The sequence below is a fragment of the Lagierella sp. ICN-221743 genome, assembly GCF_037890055.1.
Classification (GTDB): Bacteria; Bacillota; Clostridia; order Tissierellales; family Peptoniphilaceae; genus Mediannikoviicoccus.
This window is the reverse complement of the sequence record NZ_JBBKBD010000003.1, coordinates 1-22,866: the sequence shown is the minus strand read 5'-3', so window position 1 is coordinate 22,866 and position 22,866 is coordinate 1. Positions and strand designations below refer to the sequence as shown.

The 22,866-nt window shown below is 33.4% G+C and carries 25 protein-coding genes and 1 pseudogene; all 26 read left to right on the top strand.

The genetic code is table 11. The annotated features are described in order from the left end of the window. Positions 1-7: 7 nt before the first annotated feature. Positions 8-1,384 carry an MATE family efflux transporter gene (locus WKS98_RS02140; RefSeq protein WP_498916483.1) on the top strand — a complete coding sequence of 459 codons (1,377 nt, stop codon included), beginning with the start codon at positions 8-10 and terminating at the stop codon, positions 1,382-1,384. After that, on the top strand, positions 1,381-2,733 hold the full coding sequence (gene rlmD, locus WKS98_RS02135; protein ID WP_498916481.1) for a 23S rRNA (uracil(1939)-C(5))-methyltransferase RlmD: 1,353 nt from the start codon (positions 1,381-1,383) through the stop codon (positions 2,731-2,733). The genes WKS98_RS02140 and rlmD overlap by 4 nt, the downstream gene beginning before the upstream one ends. Next, positions 2,730-2,891, top strand: coding sequence for a hypothetical protein (locus WKS98_RS02130; RefSeq protein WP_001843395.1), 162 nt, complete (start codon positions 2,730-2,732; stop codon positions 2,889-2,891). Before rlmD ends, WKS98_RS02130 begins: the two co-directional genes overlap by 4 nt. Positions 2,892-2,894: 3 nt before the next feature. Then, positions 2,895-3,176, top strand: a complete 282-nt coding sequence (locus WKS98_RS02125) for a CD1845 family protein (RefSeq protein ID WP_141561292.1) — start codon at positions 2,895-2,897, stop codon at positions 3,174-3,176. Between the two features lie 90 nt (positions 3,177-3,266). Then, on the top strand, positions 3,267-4,037 hold the full coding sequence (locus tag WKS98_RS02120; RefSeq protein ID WP_154705001.1) for a replication initiator protein A: 771 nt from the start codon (positions 3,267-3,269) through the stop codon (positions 4,035-4,037). After that, positions 4,034-4,885: an ATP-binding protein gene (locus tag WKS98_RS02115; RefSeq protein ID WP_055328032.1), complete on the top strand. Its 852-nt coding sequence runs from the start codon at positions 4,034-4,036 to the stop codon at positions 4,883-4,885. The genes WKS98_RS02120 and WKS98_RS02115 overlap by 4 nt, the downstream gene beginning before the upstream one ends. After that, positions 4,882-5,367, top strand: coding sequence for a PcfB family protein (locus WKS98_RS02110; RefSeq protein ID WP_023056454.1), 486 nt, complete (start codon positions 4,882-4,884; stop codon positions 5,365-5,367). The genes WKS98_RS02115 and WKS98_RS02110 overlap by 4 nt, the downstream gene beginning before the upstream one ends. Further along, positions 5,364-6,407: a type IV secretory system conjugative DNA transfer family protein gene (locus WKS98_RS02105; protein WP_143877059.1), complete on the top strand. Its 1,044-nt coding sequence runs from the start codon at positions 5,364-5,366 to the stop codon at positions 6,405-6,407. The genes WKS98_RS02110 and WKS98_RS02105 overlap by 4 nt, the downstream gene beginning before the upstream one ends. A gap of 39 nt (positions 6,408-6,446) precedes the next feature. Beyond that, positions 6,447-8,285, top strand: a complete 1,839-nt coding sequence (locus WKS98_RS02100) for a recombinase family protein (RefSeq protein ID WP_001243447.1) — start codon at positions 6,447-6,449, stop codon at positions 8,283-8,285. Positions 8,286-8,360: 75 nt separating this feature from the next. Beyond that, a complete protein-coding gene (locus tag WKS98_RS02095; protein ID WP_000079884.1) occupies positions 8,361-8,933 on the top strand; it encodes a TetR/AcrR family transcriptional regulator in 573 nt (190 codons plus the stop codon). Between the two features lie 50 nt (positions 8,934-8,983). Then, complete coding sequence (locus WKS98_RS02090; protein WP_000708365.1) at positions 8,984-9,502, top strand: ClbS/DfsB family four-helix bundle protein; 519 nt, start codon at positions 8,984-8,986, stop codon at positions 9,500-9,502. A 140-nt stretch (positions 9,503-9,642) separates the two neighbouring features. Next, a complete protein-coding gene (locus WKS98_RS02085; RefSeq protein WP_002842637.1) occupies positions 9,643-11,382 on the top strand; it encodes an ABC transporter ATP-binding protein in 1,740 nt (579 codons plus the stop codon). Beyond that, positions 11,375-13,084 (top strand): ABC transporter ATP-binding protein, encoded by a 1,710-nt coding sequence (locus WKS98_RS02080; RefSeq protein WP_498916477.1) that lies wholly within the window; start codon positions 11,375-11,377, stop codon positions 13,082-13,084. The genes WKS98_RS02085 and WKS98_RS02080 overlap by 8 nt, the downstream gene beginning before the upstream one ends. Positions 13,085-13,086: 2 nt before the next feature. After that, positions 13,087-14,592 (top strand): ABC transporter ATP-binding protein, encoded by a 1,506-nt coding sequence (locus tag WKS98_RS02075; RefSeq protein ID WP_002842626.1) that lies wholly within the window; start codon positions 13,087-13,089, stop codon positions 14,590-14,592. Between the two features lies 1 nt (position 14,593). Next, a complete protein-coding gene (locus WKS98_RS02070; RefSeq protein ID WP_025194627.1) occupies positions 14,594-15,298 on the top strand; it encodes an energy-coupling factor transporter transmembrane component T in 705 nt (234 codons plus the stop codon). Positions 15,299-15,308: 10 nt separating this feature from the next. Continuing rightward, entirely contained in the window at positions 15,309-15,893 is a 585-nt protein-coding gene (locus WKS98_RS02065; protein ID WP_000791747.1) for an MptD family putative ECF transporter S component, read from the top strand. Between the two features lie 265 nt (positions 15,894-16,158). Beyond that, positions 16,159-16,575, top strand: coding sequence for a sigma-70 RNA polymerase sigma factor region 4 domain-containing protein (locus WKS98_RS02060; protein ID WP_001074477.1), 417 nt, complete (start codon positions 16,159-16,161; stop codon positions 16,573-16,575). Positions 16,576-16,658: 83 nt separating this feature from the next. After that, positions 16,659-16,988, top strand: coding sequence for a DUF3847 domain-containing protein (locus tag WKS98_RS02055; protein WP_164403348.1), 330 nt, complete (start codon positions 16,659-16,661; stop codon positions 16,986-16,988). Positions 16,989-17,236: 248 nt separating this feature from the next. Next, the gene (mobQ, locus tag WKS98_RS02050; RefSeq protein WP_498916473.1) at positions 17,237-18,889 is read left to right on the top strand and encodes a MobQ family relaxase; all 1,653 of its coding nucleotides are present in this window, start codon (positions 17,237-17,239) and stop codon (positions 18,887-18,889) included. A gap of 2 nt (positions 18,890-18,891) precedes the next feature. After that, positions 18,892-19,644, top strand: coding sequence for a phage replisome organizer N-terminal domain-containing protein (locus WKS98_RS02045; RefSeq protein ID WP_498916471.1), 753 nt, complete (start codon positions 18,892-18,894; stop codon positions 19,642-19,644). A 172-nt stretch (positions 19,645-19,816) separates the two neighbouring features. Further along, positions 19,817-20,140, top strand: coding sequence for a hypothetical protein (locus WKS98_RS02040; RefSeq protein ID WP_001222545.1), 324 nt, complete (start codon positions 19,817-19,819; stop codon positions 20,138-20,140). Positions 20,141-20,161: 21 nt separating this feature from the next. Further along, positions 20,162-21,151 (top strand): ORF6N domain-containing protein, encoded by a 990-nt coding sequence (locus tag WKS98_RS02035; RefSeq protein ID WP_498916469.1) that lies wholly within the window; start codon positions 20,162-20,164, stop codon positions 21,149-21,151. Between the two features lie 111 nt (positions 21,152-21,262). Then, positions 21,263-21,448 (top strand): transposon-encoded TnpW family protein, encoded by a 186-nt coding sequence (locus WKS98_RS02030; protein WP_062570877.1) that lies wholly within the window; start codon positions 21,263-21,265, stop codon positions 21,446-21,448. A gap of 11 nt (positions 21,449-21,459) precedes the next feature. Then, positions 21,460-22,272: pseudogene (locus WKS98_RS02025) on the top strand (VirD4-like conjugal transfer protein, CD1115 family); the annotation flags it as partial. A 165-nt stretch (positions 22,273-22,437) separates the two neighbouring features. Further along, entirely contained in the window at positions 22,438-22,749 is a 312-nt protein-coding gene (locus WKS98_RS02020; protein ID WP_249526310.1) for a single-stranded DNA-binding protein, read from the top strand. 3 nt (positions 22,750-22,752) lie between these two features. Continuing rightward, positions 22,753-22,866, top strand: a 114-nt coding sequence (locus WKS98_RS02015) for a Maff2 family mobile element protein (RefSeq protein WP_498916697.1), incomplete at its 3' end; no start/stop codon positions are given.

Genomic DNA, 22,866 nt, shown 5'->3' with positions numbered 1-22,866 from the left:
GAATAATATGCTAAAATCACAAAACCTAATGAAAGGTGATATAAAAACAGCCATAGCGAGAATGGCAATGCCCCTTATGGGAATAGCCTTTATACAAATGGCGTACAATCTTGTGGACTTGATTTGGCTTGGAAGGCTATCAACAGATGCTGTTGCAGCAGTTGGTACAGTTGGGTTCTTTATGTGGATGGCAAATGCAATCACACTTATTATAAAGACGGGAATGTCCGTAGAACTTGCCCAAGCCTATGGAAGAGATGACAAAGATGATATAGAAAAGATAACCATAGGAGGCTTTCAATTAAATATCTTGCTATGGGCGCTTTTAACAACTTTTTTTATATTGGGAAGAGAGCATATATATGGATACTTCCATTTAGAAGAGGAAGTTTTTAGACTTGCACTGGACTATCACCTAATCATATCCATTGGACTAGTATTTACATTTTTACTTCCATTTTTTAGTTCCCACTTCTACTCCCAAGGTAACAGTCAAACTCCATTTAAGACTTCAATAATTGCACTTATTTTTAATATCGTAATGGACCCGATTTTAATCTTTGGAGTTGGACCAATAAAGGGAATGGGAATAAAGGGAGCCGCTCTTGCAACAATACTGGCACAGGCCTTGGCAGTTTGTATTTACATCTATATCGGCTTTAAATATAGGGAAGCCTACATGAAGTACAACTACTTTAAAAAGATTGAGTTTCAAAATGCAAAGGAGATTTTCAAACTGGGCATAGCGCCATGTGGCCAGTCGCTTATACACAACTTAGTTTCCATCAAACTAAACAAATATATCGCAATATACGGAACGGTAGGATTAGCAACCTATGCAATAGGTTCACAAATAGAGTCAATCTCATGGATGTCATCAGAAGGATTTGCCACAGCATTTACCACATTCTTTGGACAAAATTATGGCGCAAAAAATTACGAAAGACTTGAAAAGGGTAAATGGGTTTGTATAAAACTTATACTTATCATTGGTATAATAGCAACTGCAGTACTTATGCTTGGATCAAAGAGCCTTTTCAAAATATTTACACCAAATGACCCAAGGGTTATACAAGAAGGAACAATATACCTACTAATTTTAGGATCAACAACTATACTAATGTCACAGGAGATTGGCGTTTCTGGAATGTTAAACGGCCTGGGATTAACAAGATATCCAGCAATGGTCTCAGCTGTGTTCAATGTAATGAGAGTGCCAATGGCATACTTCCTAATGAAGCTTTTTGAACTAAAGGGAATTTGGATTAGTATGTCTGCTTCACAAGCACTAAAGGGAATTTTCCTATTAGGAATACTTGCATATATACAAAAGAAGACAGACGGATTTAGAAATAATATGGAAAGGTATATAAAAAAGAGATGAGAAAGAAAAAAGAGATTATAGCAACAATTGCATCAACAGAATTTCCAAACAAATCCATAATAAAGCATAACGATAGAATATATAAATTCAAAGGTGGAATCCCGGGGCAAGTTGTAAAGATTTTGCCAAAGAGAAGAAAAAACAACTACACTGAAGCAAAACTTGTGGAAGTTTTAGAAAAATCTGACCTGGAAACTCACGAAACCTGCGATGTATTTGGAAGATGTGGCGGATGTGCATATCAATCCATCTCCTACGAAAATGAAATCAAAATAAAAGTAGATGGAATAAAAAAACTTTATAATGGGCTATATGATGGTGAAATTAAAGAAAACCCTGCAAAGTCAATAAAGAACTATAGAAATAAAATGGAATATTCCTTTGGCGACCAAGAAATAGGTGGACCAATCTTTTTAGGAATGCATACAAAGGGAAAGTTTTATGAAATAACACCAACATTAAACTGTAACATCGTCCCAGAAGGATTTGAAATAATACGTAAAAAGGTTCAGGAGTACGCAAGGGAAAAAGAATTCGACTTCTATAGAATAAAAACCCACAAGGGATTTTTAAGACATTTGGTTTTAAAATATTCCTTTAGCGAAGACGCCTACATGATTAATGTTATAACATCATCCCAGGGAGAGCTCTACAAAGAAGATTTTTTAAAATCTTTAGAAGAGCTAGAAATAAAAGATAAAATAAAAAGCGTGCTTCATACCATTAACGATTCCATGTCTGACTCGGTACAGGCAGATAAGGTAGAAGTTTTATTAGGAGATAGCTACCTAGTGGAAGAGATGTTTGGACTGAAATTTCATATAGGTCCATTTTCATTCTTCCAACCAAACCCGATTATGGCAAAGAAACTTTACTCCATTGCGCTTAACATGGCGGGAGATATCCACGACAAAACCGTATTCGACTTGTACTCAGGCACAGGAACCATCAGCCAAATCTTTTCAAAAAAAGCAAAGAGAGTATATGGAATTGAAATAGTGGAAGAAGCGGTTGAAAAAGCAAAGAACTCAGCAAGACTTAATGAAATAGAAAACTGCGAATTTATTGTAGGAGACGTCCTAGAAAAGATAGACGAATTAAAAGACCTTGCAGATATAATTGTCCTTGACCCACCAAGAGAGGGAATTCATCCAAAGGCAATTAAAAAGATAATTGATATAAAACCAGAAAAATTTGTCTATATTTCATGCAATCCAGTAACACAAGCAAGAGACCTTGCTATAATGAAAGAAAATGGATATGAAATAGAAGATGTGGAGATACTTGATCAATTTCCAAGAACGACACATGTGGAGTGCATAGCGTTGATACAAAGAGTGAAATCGTGAAAATACTGCATTTTAAGCAGTTTTACAAGCATTATGTATTTGTAGAAGACGGAGAGGGAGGACGAAAAAAAGTCTTAAAAAATTATATTGATGTGAATGTTTGCATTGATATGGTGTGTGGAGATACAAAGAATGCTTTAGAAAGTGAGGACTACTAAATGATGAGATGGATAATAAAAATAATCTTGTTTCCAATTAGCTTGGTGTTAAGTATCCTCACAGCATTTCTGACATTTCTACTTGGTATCGGAACAGCCCTACTATATTTGCTGATGATGTTTTGCATATTTGGAGCAATAGCATCTTTCTTACAAAAAGAAGTTACCATCGGAATAGAAGCATTGATTATTGGATTCTTGGTTAGTCCATATGGAATACCGATGGTTGGTGCAGCAGTTATAGCTTTTTTGCAAGGTATCAATGAGGCAATAAAATCAATTTAAAAAATTTCATAAAAATGGTTACCAAAGGCGATAGAAGAAAAAACTATCGTCTTTTTCTTTGCAAATTTTTAAGGAGGGAGGTGATCCTGTATGGACTTTGACTATTTCTATAACAGAGAAGCGGAAAGATTTAACTTTCTAAAAGTGCCTGAAATATTGGTAGACGGAGAAGAATTTAAGGGACTGTCTGCTGAAGCCATTATCCTATACTCCATGCTTTTGAAACGCACAGGAATGTCCTTTAAGAATAACTGGGTGGACAAGGAAGGCAGAGTATTTATCTATTTTACTGTTGAAGAAATTATGAGAAGAAGAAATATCTCAAAGCCGACAGCTATAAAAACATTGGACGAGTTAGACAGCAAAAAAGGAATAGGACTGATTGAAAGAGTAAGGCTTGGACTTGGTAAGCCGAATGTCATTTATGTTAAAGATTTTATGAGCATAATAGCGGTAAAAGAAAATGACTTTCAGAAGTCAAAAAACTTAACTTCAGAAGTAAAAGATTTTAACCTCAGAAGTAAAGAAAATGAACTTCAGGAAGTTCAAAATGTTGACTCTAACTATATAGAGAATAATAAGAGTAAATATAGTAAGAGAGAATATAGTTTTGGGAAAAGCGGACTTGGAACATTTCAAAATGTCTTTTTGAAAGATGAGGATATAGGAGAATTACAAATAAAAATGGCAGGAGAGCTTGATAACTACATTGAAAGACTATCAACCTATCTTCAAAGTACCGGAAAGACATATAAAGACCATAAAGCAACAATCCTTTCTTGGTTCTATAAAGATCAGGGAAGTAAGAAAAAAACCAATATCCCTACATGGGAGGAATATAACAAAGGAGTACATTTATGATTAAAGAATTAGAAAAAGTGATGATAGAAGATGTGGAATACAGCTTTGATCCTGAAAAAGAATACATCAAAGACGGACACGCCTACTGTAAAGTGTGCCATGAAAGAAAAGATGGAAAAGCATTAGAATTTTTCGGAAAGCAGATGATATTTAAGACAGCTTGTAAATGCGATAGAGATAGAGAAGCAAAAGAAAAAGAAAGACAAAAGCAGCTTGAAATCGAGAGATTAAAAAGTATCTGCTTCACATCCATGATTCAATGGGCATATACCTTTGAAAACTATCAGGGAAAAGAAAATCAAAGCCTTATCATCGCAAAGAATTTTGTAAAAGATTATGAGCTGATGAGAAAAGAAAATATCGGACTCCTATTCTATGGTTCGGTGGGTAGCGGAAAGACCTATCTTGCCTGCTCTATTGCCAATGCTCTGATTGAACAGTATCAGATAAGCGTTAAGATTAGAAACTTTTCACAGATAATCAACGAACTGCAAAAAGGCGGATTTGACCTTGATAAAAACGCATATATCGAATCCCTTGTAAACACTTCCGTTCTCATATTAGATGATTTAGGAATTGAAAGAGATACAAGCTATGCAAAAGAGCAGGTATATAACATTGTGAATAACAGGTACTTAAAGCATAAACCAACAATCTTTACCACAAATCTTTCATACAGCCAAATTGAAAACTGCACGGAGAGTGTGGAATACCAAAGAATTTACTCAAGAATTATTGAGATGTGTATTCCTGTGATGGTACTTGGAGAAGATTACAGGAAAGTTATTCAGGAAGAAAAATTAAAGAGGAATAAAGAAAGGTTACTGACGGGAGGTGAGAGAACTTGATCAATGAAGAAATTGCAAGAAAAACGCTGAATATGGAGGTTAAAGCCGGAAAAGTAACAGCAAAACTTCTTTTGACTTTACTCAAGAAACTGATGAAAGAGGCTGAGAAACTCGGAGGGCTTGAAAAGCTGGTTAATGCTAACGGAAATGAAGTAAAGCTAAAAGATATGGTAAAAAAGGGACAGCTTGAAGAAATTCCGGTAGAAGAAGCAGAGCTGAAGGAACTGAAAAAGGAACTTAATCGGTATGGGGTAAAGTTTTCAGTAATGAAAGATAAGGAAAGCGGAAAATACTCCGTATTCTTTCAGGCAAAAGACATGAAAGTGATGGATAGAGCCTTTAAGCACGCATTAGCACAGTCTGAAAAGAAAACGGAAAGAAAGGAATCTATCCATAAGAATATTGAGAAGTTTAAGGAGATGGCAAAGAACACTGTTTCTAAAGATAAAGTTAAGAATAAACAAAAGGAGCAGAGCCTATGATAGATAAGATACTAAAAGACATCAAAGGCTTATTTAAGGTGCAAGATAAGGCAAAGTTTCTAAAGCAGAATACTCCCTATCTTGCATTTTTCTATGTTGGCAATATATTTTCTCATCATGTAAGAGCCTATATAGGTGGCGATGTAATAGATAAAATCTTTCAAGGAATATTAGAGCTTAATACCATGAGCTTTATTCCAAGTATTCATCCTTCTGACATTTTAATGGGCGTAGGAGTGGCAGCTATAATTAAATTTATTGTCTATACCAAAGGCAAAAATGCAAAAAAGTTCAGACAAGGGAAAGAGTATGGATCAGCACGATGGGGAACGAGAAAAGATATAGAGCCGTATGTGGATGAAAAGTTCCAAAACAATATCTTGCTTACTCAAACGGAACGATTAACTATGAATGGTAGACCTGCTAATCCAAAGTATGCAAGAAATAAGAATGTACTTGTTATTGGCGGTTCAGGCTCCGGAAAAACAAGATTTTATGTAAAGCCAAACCTAATGCAAATGCACTCGTCATATTGCGTAACAGATCCAAAAGGAACAATAGTCATTGAGTGTGGGAAGATGCTTGAAGATAATGGCTATGAGATAAAAATCTTAAATACCATCAACTTTAAAAAGAGTATGAAGTACAATCCATTCGCCTATCTCAGAAGTGAAAAAGACATACTTAAATTGGTACAGACAATCATTGCAAATACTAAGGGAGAGGGTGAAAAAGCAGGTGAAGATTTTTGGGTGAAAGCCGAGAAACTCTACTATACGGCTTTGATAGGTTATATTTTTTATGAAGCTCCAAGAGAAGAAAAGAACTTTGCGACACTACTGGATATGATAGATGCTTCAGAAGTCAGAGAAGATGATGAAACCTATATGAATCCCATTGATAGACTATTTGAAGCATTGGAAAAGAAAGAGCCTACGCACTTTGCGGTAAAGCAATATAAGAAATATAAGCTTGCAGCAGGAGTAATAGAATTAAGGAGAACACTTAATCACTATTTTAGTGAAATATGTACTTCTTAATTCTTTTTTTATTGAAAAATTAAGAGAAAGGGGGTAAAAATGAGGAATTTTGAAAAGATAACAGCACTCTATGAGAGATTAAGTCGTGATGATGAACTGCAAGGAGAGAGTAACTCTATCATCAATCAGAAAAAAATATTGGAAGAATACGCAAGCAAAAATAATTTGTCAAACATCATTCACTTTACAGATGATGGAATCAGTGGAACGCAGTTTGACAGACCGGGATTTATGGCAATGATGAACGGAGTCAATCAAGGAAATATTGGTTGTATCATTGTAAAAGATATGAGCAGACTTGGCAGAGATTATCTCAAAGTCGGTCAATGTATGGAGATACTAAGACAAAAGGGCGTAAGACTAATCGCTATCAATGACAATGTAGATAGTTTTTACAGAGAAGATGATTTTACCCCTTTTAGAAATATCATGAACGAATGGTATGCAAGAGATACATCAAGAAAAATCCAATCGACTTTCAGGTCAAAAGGCGAAAGTGGGAAACATACTGCAAGTACACCGCCTTATGGCTATATCAAAGATGAAAAAGATAAAAACAAGTGGATAGTAGATGAAAAAGCAGCAGAGATAGTAAGGCGAATATTTAACCTGACCATGCAAGGAAATGGTCCGTATCGAATAGCAAAGATATTGGAGAGTGAAAAAGTAGATATACCAGCCTATCATCAACAGAAATTAGGCTATGGACTATATCAAAGCAAAAACTTTGAACATCCCTATCGTTGGTGCAGCTCAACCATAGCAAGCATTTTAAAGAAACAGGAATACTTGGGACATACAGTCAATTTCAAAACAAGAAAACACTTCAAGGACAAGAAAAGCAAATATGTATCCGAGGATAACTGGCTTATTTTTGAAAATACACACGAGCCAATTATAGATCAAGAAACCTTTGACAATGTGCAAAGGATAAGAGGAAATGTAAAAAGGTATCCTGACGGTTGGGGAGAATATCACCCACTCACAGGACTGATGTATTGTGCAGATTGTGGAAGTAAAATGTATGTTCATAGAACAAGCAATTACAAAAATATACCCTATTACACTTGCAGTGCCTATACTAAAACACCTTGTGGCATGCTTTGTCCATCAGCACACAGAATAAAAGCGGAAGTAGTCTTAAATTTAATACAAGACACACTAAAAGATATTAAAAAATACCTTGATGAAGATAATGAAGCCTTTATCTGTTCCATTCAAAATGAAATGGAAGAAAAAGAAAAAATAGAGATAGAAAAGAAAAAGGTAAGATTAACGGAAAGCCAAAACAGACTTAGGGAACTCGAACGACTTATGTGCAGAATTTACGAAGATATGATCCTTAACAAAATACCAAATAGCAGATATGAGATACTAAACAATCAATATGAAACAGAGCAGATAACTTTAAGCAAAGAGATCAAAGATTTAGAGCAGCAGGTATCAAGATATGAAAAAGAAACAGACAGAGCAAGAAAATTTATATCTCTTATCAGTCGTTATGAAAACTTTGATGAACTTACAACTACAATGATAAATGAGTTTGTAGAAAAGATTATCGTACATGAAAGAGATAGAAAAGGAAGTCAGACATCAAAGCAAAAGATAGAAATTTACTTTAATTTCATAGGTAATTACGAACTACCACAGGCGGAGTTAAGCGAAGAAAAAAAACAAAAACTTGAGGAAGAAGAAAGAAAAATCGAAGAAAGAAAAGACAAGCTACATCAAAATTACCTAAAGCGTAAAGCGAGTGGAAAACAGAAAGAGTATGAAGATAAATATAAGGCAAGAAGAGAACAGAAGAAACAGGAGAAAATAAAGGTTTTGAAAAGAGTGGGGATACCGGTGAGTGAGTATATAAAAACAAATATTTAAATCTATCTTGACAAATATTGAATTTTAATTTATTATTAAATGTAGATTCAGTATTGGAATAGAAAGAGGTGTGCTATGGCACAAGTATTAAAAGAAGAAGTTAGAAATAGAATACTCGAAGCAGCAGAAAAAGTATTTTATAAAAAGGATTATAGAGGTGCCAAATTAACAGAAATTGCAAAAGAAGCAGATATTCCTGTGGCACTAATTTATACCTATTTCAAAAATAAGGCAGTTTTGTTTGATGCAGTAGTAAGTTCTGTTTATATAAACTTCGAGTCAGCTTTTAATGAGGAAGAATCTTTGGAAAAAGGTTCTGCTTCTGAAAGGTTTGATGAAGTTGGAGAAAATTATATTCATGAACTTTTAAAAGATCGTAAGAAGTTAATTATTTTAATGGATAAAAGCTCAGGTACAAAGCATACAGAAGCAAAACAAAAACTTATATCGCAAATGCAGGTTCATATTGAAGTAAGTTTAAAAAGACAATCGAAACAGGAATATGATCCAATGCTTGCCCATATTTTAGCCAGTAACTTTACAGAGGGACTTCTTGAAATAGCAAGGCATTATCAAAGTGAAAAGTGGGCAAAAGATATGCTAAAACTTATTGCAAAGTGTTATTACAAGGGAGTGGAATCATTGTAAGTTGATTTGATATTTAAATGCGATAAATTTAAATTTTTGGAGGAGATATTTTGAAGATATATAAAGATAAAGAAGAACTGAAATCTGAGATAAATAAAAGTTTTGAAAAGTATATTTCTGAATTTGATATTATTCCTGAATCTCTCAAAGATAAGAGAGTCCCTGAAGTTGACAGAACACCAGCAGAAAATCTTGCTTATCAACTCGGATGGACAACATTAGTTTTGAAATGGGAAAAAGATGAGAAAAACGGTTTTGAAGTAAAGACACCGTCGGATATGTTTAAATGGAATCAACTTGGAGAATTATATCAGTGGTTTACCGATACTTATGCTCATTTATCGATAGAAGAATTAAAGAAACGATTGAAAGAAAATATTATATCTATCTATACAATGATTGATACACTAAGTGAAGAAGAATTATTTCAACCGCATATGAGAAAATGGGCTGATGAAGCTACTAAAACAGCGACATGGGAAGTTTATAAGTTTATTCATGTTAATACGGTTGCCCCTTTTGGAACGTTTAGAACTAAGATTAGAAAATGGAAAAAGATTGTGCTATAATTTTTGATTTGCTGATACAGTAATTTAAAAAAATATAGTGATCGGATAAAATAGACTTTGCGTAATCAGCAAAGTCTTACTTTAAACCTTAATACTGAATTAAAATTCAATATTATTCAATTTTGAAAGGAGAGTTGTTCATGCCGGAAAAAGAATTAAGGAAAAAAGTGATTGGGAAAAATAGTTTATCCAATTCACTTCTTGCTTTAAAAATAGTATTTGATTTGATACCACAAATCTTACTTGTATATTTGATTAGTTCTTTAATCACAAACAATATTAACGAAGGTAATTTAAAGTATATATTCTTGGGAATCTTTATATCGTTTGTATTAAAAGGAGTGTTTTATTATTTTGCAACAAAGGTTGCCCATGAGAAAGCATACGAAAAATTAACAGAACTTAGGTTAGATATTATCGGTCATCTGAAAAAACTAAGTTTGGGATTCTTTAAAGAACATAATACAGGAGAGCTTACCAACATTGTTCAACATGATGTAGAGCAAGTGGAAGTATACCTTGCCCATGGTCTTCCTGAAATAATGGCAGTTACACTTCTGCCTACCATTATTTTTGTAGCTATGATTTTTGTGGATTGGCGTCTTGCTCTTGGGATGATTGCCGGAGTTCCACTCATGTATTTGGTAAAAGTTCTTTCACAGAAAACAATGGATAAAAACTTTGCGATTTACTTCAATCATGAAAACAGAATGAGAGAAGAGCTAATGGAATATGTAAAAAATATTTCTGTGATTAAGGCTTTTGCTAAAGAAGAGGAAATTAGTGAAAGAACATTAAAAACGGCAAGAGAATATATTTACTGGGTTAAAAAGAGCATGGGGATGGTTACAATTCCAATGGGACTCATTGACATATTTATGGAAATTGGAGTGGTTATTGTCATGATTTTGGGAAGCATATTTCTTTATCATGGAAATATTACAACGCCTAATTTTATCCTTGCCATTATTTTATCGTCTGCTTTTACTGCTTCTATAAGTAAGACAGCTACATTGCAACATTTTTCTATTGTGTTTAAGGAAGCGTTAAAGGCGATAGGGAAAGTATTAACAGTTCCACTTCCAAACAAAAAGACAGAACAAGGTTTAGAATTTGGAAACATAGAATTTAAAGATGTGAATTTTGCATACGGAAAAGATAGCTTTGAGCTTAAAAATATCAATTTGAATTTTAAGAAAAATAGTTTGAACGCCTTTGTAGGAGCAAGCGGTTGTGGAAAGAGTACGGTATCTAATTTGCTTATGGGATTTTGGGATGCAGATGAAGGACAAATACTGATAAATGGAAAAGATATAAAAGAATATAGTCAAGAAAATATCTCAATGCTGATTGGTAGTGTGCAACAAGAAGTTATCCTTTTTGACTTAAGTATTTTTGAAAATATAGCAATTGGAAAACTAAATGCAACAAAAGAAGAAGTCATAGAAGCTGCTAAAAAAGCAAGATGCCATGATTTTATTTCAGCATTGCCAAATGGATATGAAACACGAGTAGGTGAAATGGGAGTTAAGTTATCCGGTGGAGAAAAACAAAGAATCTCTATAGCAAGAATGATACTGAAAAATGCACCGATTTTAATATTAGATGAAGCAATGGCGGCTGTTGATAGTGAAAATGAAAGACTTATCGGCGAAGCAATTGACGATTTAAGCAAGGATAAAACCATCATTACAATTGCTCATCATCTAAATACGATTAGAGATTCAGACCAAATTATTGTTATGGATAAGGGTGTTGTTCTTGATGCAGGAAGCCATGAAGAGCTGATGAAAAGATGTGATTTTTATAAGGATATGGTTGAAGCACAGAACAAGGTAGATAGATGGAATTTGAAAGAGGTGGTAACAGAAAATGTTTAGAGAAATGTTAAAACTACTTACAAAAACTGGCAAGAGAGATTTGATTATATCGAGTGTATTCTTTGCCCTTTATGGACTAAGCTCCATAGCTATGATTGTGATCGTATTTTCTATACTGTTCCAAATATTCGATGGAACGAGCTTAGCAAGTCTATATAAATATTTTATTGCGATTGGATTACTTGTAGTGTTCAAAGGTATTTGTAATATGGTTGCAGATATGAAAAAGCATAGTGCAGGTTTTGATATTGTTCAGCAAATCAGAGAACGCATGATTATCAAATTAAAAAAATTCAGCTTAGGATTTTATACCAACGAAAGACTGGGCGAGATCAATACAATTTTACACAAAGATGTTGATAATATGTCCCTTGTTGTAGGACACATGTGGTCAAGAATGTTTGGTGATTTTTTGATAGGTGCAGTCGTATTTGTTGGTCTTGCAAGTATTGATTTCAAACTTGCTATTATTATGGCTGTATCTGTTCCGATTGCACTTATCTTTCTATATCTGACAATTAAGCAATCTGAAAAAATAGAAAATCAGAACAACTCAGCACTTCTTGATATGGTTAGCTTATTTGTTGAATATGTTAGAGGAATACCTGTACTAAAGAGTTTTTCAAACAATAAGATCTTAGATAATGAGCTTATGAACAAAACGAAAAAGTTCGGAGAAACAAGTAAAGCAGCTTCAAGATTCAAGGCAAAACAGTTATCTATATTTGGTTTTTTACTGGATATTGGATATTTAGTTCTTTTAATTGCAGGAGCAATACTTGTTATAAAGGGAAATCTCGATGTGCTTAATTTTATTATCTTTGCGGTAATTTCAAAAGAGTTTTATAAGCCGTTCGCTTCTATGGAACAACACTATATGAACTATGTTTCGGCGGTAGATAGTTACGAAAGACTTTCAAGAATTTTATATGCAGATGTAATCCCGGATAAAGTGAATGGAATTGTTCCGAAAGATAATGATATAGCTTTTGATAACATTGGATTTTCCTATGAAAAAGATGAATTTAAAATGGAAAAATTGAGCTTTTCTATTGCTGAAAAAACAATGACAGCCTTAGTTGGAGAATCAGGTAGTGGAAAGACCACTATAACCAACTTACTTCTAAGATTTTATGATGTGCATAAAGGAAAAATTACACTCGGAGGAATTGATATAAGGGATATTCCTTATGATGAGCTTTTAGACCGTATTAGCATTGTCATGCAGAATGTTCAATTGTTTGATAACACGATTGAAGAAAATATCAGAGTAGGTAAAAAAGGAGCTACAAAAGAGGAAATCATTGAAGCTGCAAAGAAAGCAAGAATACATGATTTCATTATGAGTTTACCAAAAGGTTATGAAACTGATATTGGCGAAAATGGAGGAATTTTATCAGGTGGACAAAGACAAAGAATATCTATTGCAAGAGCTTTTCTAAAAGATGCACCGATTTTAATTCTTGATGAAATGACAAGTAATGTTGATCCTGTAAATGAATCTTTGATACAGGATGCTATTACAGAACTTGCAAAGAATAGAACTGTACTTGTAGTGGCTCATCATTTAAAAACAATTCAAAAAGCTGACCAAATTCTCGTATTTCAAAAAGGAAATTTACTTGAAAAAGGAAAGCATGGTGAACTTCTTGCAAAAAATGGTTACTACACAAAATTATGGAAAGCTCAGTATGAGGTATAACCATGATTTTGCTAAAAAATGTTTATTATGAATGGGAAGATGGACGAACTGCTTTAAAAAATGTCAATCTTGAAATTAGAAAAGGTGAATTTGTTTTAATTTCAGGGAAAAGTGGAAGTGGTAAAAGTACTCTTGGAAGTGTGATGAATGGTCTTATTCCACATTATTACAAAGGCAAAATGAAAGGGGAAGCCTTTGCGTCCGGAAAAGATATAAGCAAATTATCGCTTCATGAAATAGGGCGTATTGTAGGTACTGTATTTCAAGATCCAAGAAGTCAATTTTTCACGACAACGACAGATGAAGAAATAGCTTTTGGGCTTCAAACTATCTGCAAATCAAGATATGAAATCAAACAGAGAGTAGAAGAAGTATATGCAGAGCTGGATATTGAGGAACTGAAAGGAAAATCTGTTTTTGAATTATCAAGCGGGCAGAAACAAAAGATAGCTATTGCAAGCATCTATGCAATGAATCCGAAAGTTTTAATTTTAGATGAGCCTTCAGCAAATTTGGATATGAAAGCAACATTTGACCTATTTTTAATTTTGGAAAAATTAAAGAAAAAGGGAACAACTGTTGTTCTAATTGAACATCGTTTGTACTATGTAAAATCTTTATTTGACCGTTTTCTTTTGGTTAAAGATGGAGAGATTGCACAGGACTTGAGTCGGGAAGAAGTTATCCATCTTGAAGGGAAGTTTTGGGATGATAATGGACTAAGAACTCTTGAATTAAAAGAATACAGGATAAGTGAGAAGAAAGATTTATATCAATTAAATGATGAAAGTATCAGTGGGAAAGGCTTGAAATTTTGTTACCCAAGTGCAACTAAGGTTGGAAATAAGCAAAATCAATACATCTTAAATCATCTTGATTTCAATATGGAGTGCGGAATAGCCATTGGTCTTATCGGCTTAAATGGTACCGGAAAAACTACCTTTGCAAGAGTGATTTCAGGACTTGAGAAGATAAAAGAGGGGAAGATATGGACGGGGAAAGATAATTCGCTTAATCATAAAGATTTAATGGATATGTCATATTTTGTCTTTCAAGATTCAGACTATCAGTTGTTTTCGGAAAGTGTACTTGATGAAATGCTGCTTGGTATTTCAAGTAAAGATAAAAAAGAAAATACTCAAAAGGCAAAGTCTATTTTGAATGTACTTGGCTTAGATAAATACATTGATAAGCATCCGTTTGCTTTATCAAGAGGAGAAAAACAAAGACTCACAATAGCTTGTGGAATGATGAAACAGGCAAAAGTTTTTATCTATGATGAACCAACATCAGGTTGTGATAAAGACTCAATGCTTTCAGTGGCAAAATTAATTGAAGAACAATTAAAAAATGGAACAACAGTTTTGGTGATAAGTCATGATTTTGAGTTTTTAGCGAACACAGTGAGTAAGCTCTGGGTAATGGGAGATGGAAAAATAGAAAGTGTTTTGAATATGAGTGAAAGTAATAAAATTCTCATATTGGACAAGATGAGAGGAGGTAGATAACTTGATGGATAGAAAAACAGTCGATCCGAGAATAAAACTTACTCTACTTCCAATTGTTGGATTTACGAGCTTTTTTATAAGCGATACAATTCTACTTTTCGGACTGATTCTCTTTGCCTTTTTTCTGTATGTATACAGCAGTATGTGGAAAAGAGCATTACGCTTTATTTTGTTTTTTGTGATTTTATACTGCATAGAGTTATGGCTTGGAAAGTTTTGTGAAGCAAGTATCGTATTTGCAATATATATGTTTATTTACTTTGCATCAAGGATGACCTTAATTGCTATGTTTGGTGGATATATAACAAAGACTACAAGTGTAAGTGAAATGCTTGAAGCATTAAATAGAATGAAAGTACCAAGAAGCATTGGTATACCTTTTAGTGTTTTGCTTAGGTTTGTACCAACTATAAAAATAGAACTCAAGGCATTAAAAGAGAATATGAAGATTCGAGGAATCGTAACAAGTAGATTTTTTCCCTTGCTACATCCAATTAAATATATTGAATATACGCTTGTTCCGCTTTTAATGAGAATGATTAAGATTTCAGATGAACTGTCAGCTTCAGCACTCATTAGAGGACTTGATAGTGATGAGAACAGGGTTACATTAACAAAATTGAGGTTTAGAACAACGGATTTGTTGATTGGACTATTAGGAGCTTTGATGATTGCTCTTGTGATAGTAATACAGAAAATTTATTAGGAGGACTTTTATGAAAAACAAATTAAATGGTCGTGATTTTATTACAATCGGAATCTTTAATGCAATTGGAATTGTCATATACATGGCGGTTGCATTTGCTATGGCAACAACAGTGATTGGAGGATTTATTGCTTCAGGAGTTAGCTTTATGGTAGCTGCTACCGTTTATATCCTTATGGCTTTGAAAGTTAAAAAGAAGGGCGTATTTACAATATCAGGAACGCTTCTTGGTTTAATTGCATTGTCAGGAGGACATTTGCCTCATGCAGTCTTTGCTGTAATCGGTGGAATTATATGTGATTTGATTATAGGAAATTATGAGAGCAAGGGACGAATGATTATTGGATATGGGATATTTGCATTAGCGGATTTTTTAGGGACAGTAATTCCTGTGATTTTATTCGGAACAGCTTCTTTTGTGGAAAGAGCATCAAAATGGAAAATGAGTGAAGCACAAATAAATGAAGCATTATCTTATTTCAAAGTTTCATGGGCAGTAGGCTTTGCCTTGATAACATTTGTTCTTGCTTGCATAGGAGCATTCGTTGCAACAAAGATACTCAAAAAGCATTTTGAAAAAGCAGGAGTGATTTAATAATAAATTTACTTAGGAGGGAAAATAATGGAGGGATAATTATGTCAAAACTTATAGTTTCGGTTTTCACAGAACGATATAATTATCCTTTTTTATTCTTGGAATTGCTTACACATAGCAATAATACTTTACCAGAAACGACCAAATAGAAAATTATATAAAACATTAGTTTTTAAGCCGAGAGGACTTTTTACGCCAAAGTGTAGAAGTCCTCCTTTTTTATTCTCAAAACCAAAACAGAGAACTTAAAAAGGAGGATGACTAAGTGGCAAAGAAAGAATATTACCTTTATGTAAAAGGCAAAGCCGTACCTGTAAGTGAAGAAGTCTACAAAGCCTATTGGAAGATAACAGAGCATGAAAAGTATCTCCAAAGAAAAGATTGGAAGCATAATGTAATACCATTTTCGGCACTGGATCATGATGGACACTTTGTAGATAACATCATAGATGAAAAGATAGACTTAGAAAAAATTGTAGAAGTAAAAATGCGAATTGAAGAACTTCATAAAGCATTAAATACTCTTACAAAAGAAGAACGAGAACTAATGGAAGCCATCTTCTACAAAGAAGAAAGTCTAAGGTCAATCAGCAGAAGAGAGAAAGTTACACATCAAGCAATCAGTGGGAGGAGGGATAGGATTTTAGAAAAACTGAGAAAGATTTTAGAAGATAAAATCTAAAAACTTGGAAAGGTTAAGTGTCAAAAAAGGTGCTTAACCTTTCTTTATGGAAACAAGCAGATACCAAAACGGAGGAATTAAAAATGAAGAAAGAAAAAACATTACAGGAAGTACAGGAACAAATTTCTGAACTTCAGGAAGAAAGAGAAAAGTGCGATGTAAAGCTGAAACAATTACAAAATCAAGGCAAGAAATTAGAAAAACTTGCAAATGAAAAGGAACGAAAAAGAAGAAATCACAGGCTTATACAAAGAGGCTTGATAGTAGAAAGAGTGGTTAAAAATTCTCTAATGTTTACCAATGAGGAGATAGAAAAGCTATTAAATATTTCTACTCACACAGAAGAATACAGACAAGCCTATGAAGAAATGATAAATGGAAAAGATATGGAAGATGAAACAGACATCGAGTAGACAGAATAAAAAACCTTAGTTTTTTCAGAAGCTCCCTGCAAGGGCAAAAAGCTTCGCAGAACGCAAAGCACCCTTTAGGGTGTATAATTGCGCCCTTAGAAAAACTAAGGGATTTTAGCAAGTCTTTGAAAATCCAAAACTTAATAAAAACATACGGATAAAGCAGATAGGAAAAGATACAAACAATAGCCTGTCTGCTTTTTTCTTTATATGAAAAATAAACAAAAAAATGAAAGGAGCTTATGAAGATGGCAGAAACATTTCACTTTAGTATTTCCATGATAAGTAGAGGAAAAAGTAAATCGGCAGTTGCAAGTGCAGCATATATCTCTTGCGAGAAAATCAAAAATGAATGGGACGGAGAAGTTCATGACTACCACAATAAAAAAGGACTTTTACATTCAGAAATCTTCTTACCGGAGAATGTCCCTATAGCATTAAAAGATAGAACTACCTTATGGAACAGTGTTGAACTAAATGAGAAAGCAAGCAATGCACAGCTTGCAAGAAACTTCATTATTGCCTTACCGAAAGAATTATCCTTTGAAGAAAACAAAAACCTCATTACCGACTTCATACAAGAAAATTTTGTATCAAAAGGAATGATAGCAGACCTTGCAATCCATGATGAAAGTGATGAAAAAAATAATAATATCCATGCTCATATTATGACTACCCTTAGACCAATAAATGAAAAAGGAGAGTGGCAGGCAAAAAGCAAAAAAGAATATGTTCTTGATGAAAACGGAGAAAAGATAAAACTAAAAAGTGGAAACTACAAAACAAGGAAAATAGAACTGACGGATTGGAACGATAAAGGAAATGCAGAGAAATGGCGAGAGAATTTTGCAAGACTTTGTAATCAGTATTTAGAAAAAAATCATCAAGAAAAGAGAGTGGATCATCGTTCCTACAAAAGGCAAGGGATAGAAGAAATCCCAACCATTCATATGGGAGCAAGTGCAAGTGCCTTAGAAAGAAAAGGCATTGAAACGGATAAGGGAAATATCAATAGAGAAATTAAAAAATATAACTCTTTAGTAAAAGCTATCAAGAACAAGATAAAAGAAATCACTTCTTGGATAGACTCTTTACTTGGAAATCTGCAAGCAAAATACGATGGGTATAAACAGACCAAGAAAGATGAACTGGAGAACAAAGCAGAACTCTTTAACCTTTATGAATATATTTCTATCTACAACGAAATACAGGGAGAAAAAACAAAAAATCTATCCTACTATGGACAGATAAAAAAGGGAAATGCAGACCTAAAGAGATTTGTAAAAGCAATCTACTATCTAAAAGATAATCATCTTCAAACCATAGCAGACCTACAAGAAAAAGTTTTTGAACTGGCAAAGCAAAGTAAAAAGATAAGTGAAGATATTCAAAGCAAAACCCAAAGAATAAAGGAGTTAAATCGTTGCTTTATTTGTGCAGACATCATCAAAGAAAATAAGGCGGTATATCAGGAATATAAAGATAAAACTTTTCTTAAAGATAAATTTTACAATTCACATAAAGATGAAATTGAAAACTACAAAAAAGCAAGAAAGACTATAGAAAAATTTACTGGAACATCAGCTATAAAGTCGAGTGATTGGCAGAAAGAAATATCAAGCCTTGAAAAAGAGATACAAGACTTAAGCGAAGATAAAGCTAAAGTACAAGATGAATTTAAGCAGATAGACCATATCAAATATGCAGTAAAGATTGTCAATGATGAGTATGGAATAGATTTATCCATAGAGATAGACAAGGCAATTAAGAGAGGAGATAAACCAAGCGTAATTGCACAACTGAAAAAATTCCAAGAGCAAGAGGAAATAAAGAGGCAGTACAAACAAAAAGCCAAGGAAAAGGCTAAAGAAAATTATAAAAATAAAGGGGAGGAAAGATAAAAATGGCAGACAACAGAAGATACTATTGGTTAAAATTGAAAGAAGATTTTTTTACAGATAAGAGAATCAAAAGGCTAAGAAAAATATCAGGAGGAGATACCTATACAATCATTTATCTTAAATTGCTTTTACTTAGCTTAAAAGATAGTGGGAAGCTGTATTATGATGGAGTAGAAACAGACTTTATCAAAGAGCTTGCCTTAACGATTGATGAAACGGAAGATGATGTAATGGTTATAGTAAATTATCTTGTAGCACAAGGATTGATGGAGATAATTACAGAAAATGACGAGTATTTTTTAACAGAAATTCCAAGTCTTATAGGTTCAGAAACAGCTTCTACAAGGCGTTCAAGAAAATCGAGAGGACAAAAAGCGTTGCAATGCAACACTGGTGCAACACCTTGCAACCTTTTGCAACAAAACTGCAACGGAGATATAGAGATAGATAAAGAGATAGATATAGAGTTAGAAAAAGAGGGGGAGATAGAAAAAATATCCCCCAACCTTTATGGAGAATATAAAAATGTTTCCTTAACCGATGAAGAATATGGGAAGTTAAAGGATAAAATGCAAGGTCATAGGGAAGAAATGATAGAGAAGCTGTCAACCTATATGCAAAGCACGGGAAGAAACTATAAAGATCATTATGCGACCTTAGTTCATTGGTATGAGCAAGATAAAGGTAAATTAAAAGAAAGCCATAAATCAAAAGTATATACCCTTGAAGATTATGACAAGGGGGAACATTTATAATCTCATATAAGACGGTGGAGAGGCTTTTTTAGAGCGTTAATGATAAAATAGGTATCAGACTATAGCTAAGTGTAAAATAGGGCTTAAAATTGCAGTATGAAAAAAATATCGAATTTATGATAAAATGATAGTGATATGGTAATAAACTCAGTTATAAGGAGAGGATATATAAATGCGAATTCAATTTACTGTAACCGATGAAGAACTTGAAATTTTAACTAAAAAAGCAATAGAGGGAGGTTTCCCAAGCGTTACTGAATATTGTAAGTGTAGCAGTTTACAAGAAAATACAAGCTATGCTGACCTATATACTACCTTATTAAACAAAATTAGCTCTTTACCGAAGGGCAAAGAATTTGTTTTGAGAGAGTTAATCGCAACACCGCCGGCATTGATTGGCAGATGGTTTTATGAAAATGTAAATAAGAGACTTGTAAAAAATGTGGAACACATCGGAAAAGCTGAAGGCGGAGTAGAAAAATATAAAAGAATTTAGATAATGTTGGAGGTGCATTTCATGGCAGAAGAGAATAAAGAGATAGTTATTGTAGATGATAAAACTATACAAGAAAAAATATATCTTATTCGTGGGCAAAGAGTAATGCTTGATGCAGATTTAGCTGAAATATATGGTTATGAAACAAAAAACTTTAATAGACAGGTGAAAAACAATATTGAGAAGTTTGAAGGCGAAGATTTTATGTTTCAACTGACCGAGAATGAATTTGAAAACTTGAGGTGCAAAAATTTCACCTCAAGTTGGGGCGGTTCAAGATACTTACCAAATGCCTTTACAGAACAAGGTATTTATATGCTTATGACGGTATTAAGAGGTGAACTTGCGATTAGGCAAAGTAGAGCCTTAATTAGAACATTTAAGCAGATGAAAGACTTTATAATCGAAAATCAAGATTTTATTAGCTCAAAAGAATTGGTACAAATAGCAGTACAGATAAATCAAAACACAAAGGATATAGCTGAAATAAAGTCGCAAATGGCTACAAAAGAAGATTTGAAAAAGGTTATGGATAATTTTATAGATCCGGACACATACAAGCATTTCCTTTTAATGAACGGAGATAAGATTGAAGCAGATGTTGCCTATACCAAAATATATAAGTCTGCAAAGAAAAGTATTTATGTGATAGACAACTATATAGGCTTGAAAACCTTAGAATTATTAAGGGCTGCAAAAGACAATGTTGAAATTATAGTCTTTAGCGACAATGTGAAAAACAAGGATATGCTGACAAAAAATATCCTAAACGATTTTAGAAAAGATTACCCTAATATCAATCTGAAGATGAAAATTGCAGGTAAAAAGTATCACGATAGATATATTGCCATTGACTATGGAACAGACAGTGAAGCCTTTTATCTTTGCGGAGCTTCATCAAAAGATGCAGGAAATAAAATATCAAGTATTACAAAGATAGAGGAATCTTCCAAGGATATGTATCATACGATGTTTGGTGGAATGCTGAACAATAAGGATTTGAAAATTTAATATGTAAATGGTAAAGCGTTATTAAATGAATAGCTATAAGACTTGTGAAAGGCGGTAGAAATAAAACTCTATCGTCTTTTTTTGATTGCAACTAACAGGAGGGAAACTAATATGCACGAAAATAAAAATGAACATAATACAGGAACAAAGACTATAAAAAAGATTGGAAAAGTAACTTATGAGGTTATTGTCCATTTTAATGAAAATGCGACTGAAACTATGCAAGATAAATTGAAAAGGATAATGCTTAGAGAAATGGAGATGAAAAAACATCAAAAAGGAGATAAAAATGATTAGAAAGTCCTTGACAAGTTGTTACAGGAAAAACAGCTAAATCTATTCTTATTTCATGTGGTGCAAGGCTTGCTCCTTTTGATATTCAGGAGCTTAGGGACTTGATGAAAGAAGATGAACTTGAACTTGATACACTTGGAGATAGAAAGACAGCACTCTTTGTTATTATCTCTGATACAGATGATACTTTTAACTTTGTGGTGTCTATCATGTACTCACAGTTATTTAATCTACTTTGTGATAAGGCAGATGATGAGTATGGAGGAAGATTACCTGTTCATGTAAGGTGTTTGCTTGATGAATTTGCAAATATCGGCTTAATTCCAAAGTTTGAGAAGTTAATAGCGACAATCCGTTCAAGAGAAATATCTGCAAGCATTATTTTGCAAGCACAATCTCAGCTAAAGGCAATCTACAAGGATAATGCAGATACCATTGTAGGCAACTGTGATAGTACATTGTTTTTAGGTGGAAAGGAAAAGACCACATTAAAAGAGCTATCAGAAACGCTTGGAAAGGAAACGATAGATCTATATAATACATCGGAAACAAGATCAAATGCTAATAGTTATGGACTCAATTACCAAAAGACAGGAAAAGAGCTGATGAGTCAAGATGAGATAACGGTTATGGATGGCAGTAAATGTATCTTTCAGCTTAGAGGTGTAAGACCGTTTTTATCAGATAAATTTGATATTACAAAGCATAAGAATTACAAGTTACTTGAAGATTTTAATAAGAAAAATGCCTTTGATATTGAGGAATATATCAAGAGAAAAGGGAAAGCAAAATTAAATAGAGAAACGGTTATTACAAGAGTGCAGTAAGTCTAAAGAACATAGATTTGCTGCTTTTTTATTACTCAAAATCAGGAGGAAAGATGGTAAGGATAAGAAGTCCCACTAAGGAAAACTAAATAGCAAGAGTATCAGCGATTGGAAAAGAAAAACTCCGATCGCTTTTTTTATTGAAGAGAAAAGGAGAAATTTTTAATGAAGCAAGAAATGATTAACATCAATGCCAACTTATTGGCAGAACCAACTTTTTCAAGTTTTGACAAAGAGGGAGAAACGGTTGAAGTTGCAAACTTTACGCTTGTAAAAAAGTACGGAAAAGGTAAGGAATATATCAATTGTGCAGCCTATGGAGAAAAAGCGGAGAAAGCAAAGGATTTTGAAAAGGGCGATTTGATCCATATCTTTGGATACTTTAAGAAGCGTGAAAAAGATGGAAAGACTTACAAAAACTTTGTTGTGAAGTCATACAACAAAATTGAAAAGAAAGAAGAAAACGAGGAGGAATAAATTATGGAATTTTTTACACAGGCAGTAAATGTATTAAAGATTTTAGTTATGGCAGTAGGTGCAGGACTTGGAGCATGGGGTGTAATTAACCTGATGGAAGGTTATGGTAATGACAAT

What these genes read in the sequence shown, in the direction of transcription:
- WKS98_RS02140 (WP_498916483.1), top strand. Translation starts at nt 8, where the DNA reads ATGCTAAAATCACAAAACCTAATGAAAGGTGATATAAAAACAGCCATA.
- rlmD (WP_498916481.1), top strand. Translation starts at nt 1,381, where the DNA reads ATGAGAAAGAAAAAAGAGATTATAGCAACAATTGCATCAACAGAATTT.
- WKS98_RS02125 (WP_141561292.1), top strand. Translation starts at nt 2,895, where the DNA reads ATGAGATGGATAATAAAAATAATCTTGTTTCCAATTAGCTTGGTGTTA.
- WKS98_RS02120 (WP_154705001.1), top strand. Translation starts at nt 3,267, where the DNA reads ATGGACTTTGACTATTTCTATAACAGAGAAGCGGAAAGATTTAACTTT.
- WKS98_RS02115 (WP_055328032.1), top strand. Translation starts at nt 4,034, where the DNA reads ATGATTAAAGAATTAGAAAAAGTGATGATAGAAGATGTGGAATACAGC.
- WKS98_RS02105 (WP_143877059.1), top strand. Translation starts at nt 5,364, where the DNA reads ATGATAGATAAGATACTAAAAGACATCAAAGGCTTATTTAAGGTGCAA.
- WKS98_RS02100 (WP_001243447.1), top strand. Translation starts at nt 6,447, where the DNA reads ATGAGGAATTTTGAAAAGATAACAGCACTCTATGAGAGATTAAGTCGT.
- WKS98_RS02095 (WP_000079884.1), top strand. Translation starts at nt 8,361, where the DNA reads ATGGCACAAGTATTAAAAGAAGAAGTTAGAAATAGAATACTCGAAGCA.
- WKS98_RS02085 (WP_002842637.1), top strand. Translation starts at nt 9,643, where the DNA reads ATGCCGGAAAAAGAATTAAGGAAAAAAGTGATTGGGAAAAATAGTTTA.
- WKS98_RS02080 (WP_498916477.1), top strand. Translation starts at nt 11,375, where the DNA reads ATGTTTAGAGAAATGTTAAAACTACTTACAAAAACTGGCAAGAGAGAT.
- WKS98_RS02075 (WP_002842626.1), top strand. Translation starts at nt 13,087, where the DNA reads ATGATTTTGCTAAAAAATGTTTATTATGAATGGGAAGATGGACGAACT.
- WKS98_RS02065 (WP_000791747.1), top strand. Translation starts at nt 15,309, where the DNA reads ATGAAAAACAAATTAAATGGTCGTGATTTTATTACAATCGGAATCTTT.
- WKS98_RS02055 (WP_164403348.1), top strand. Translation starts at nt 16,659, where the DNA reads ATGAAGAAAGAAAAAACATTACAGGAAGTACAGGAACAAATTTCTGAA.
- mobQ (WP_498916473.1), top strand. Translation starts at nt 17,237, where the DNA reads ATGGCAGAAACATTTCACTTTAGTATTTCCATGATAAGTAGAGGAAAA.
- WKS98_RS02045 (WP_498916471.1), top strand. Translation starts at nt 18,892, where the DNA reads ATGGCAGACAACAGAAGATACTATTGGTTAAAATTGAAAGAAGATTTT.
- WKS98_RS02040 (WP_001222545.1), top strand. Translation starts at nt 19,817, where the DNA reads ATGCGAATTCAATTTACTGTAACCGATGAAGAACTTGAAATTTTAACT.
- WKS98_RS02035 (WP_498916469.1), top strand. Translation starts at nt 20,162, where the DNA reads ATGGCAGAAGAGAATAAAGAGATAGTTATTGTAGATGATAAAACTATA.
- WKS98_RS02030 (WP_062570877.1), top strand. Translation starts at nt 21,263, where the DNA reads ATGCACGAAAATAAAAATGAACATAATACAGGAACAAAGACTATAAAA.
- WKS98_RS02020 (WP_249526310.1), top strand. Translation starts at nt 22,438, where the DNA reads ATGAAGCAAGAAATGATTAACATCAATGCCAACTTATTGGCAGAACCA.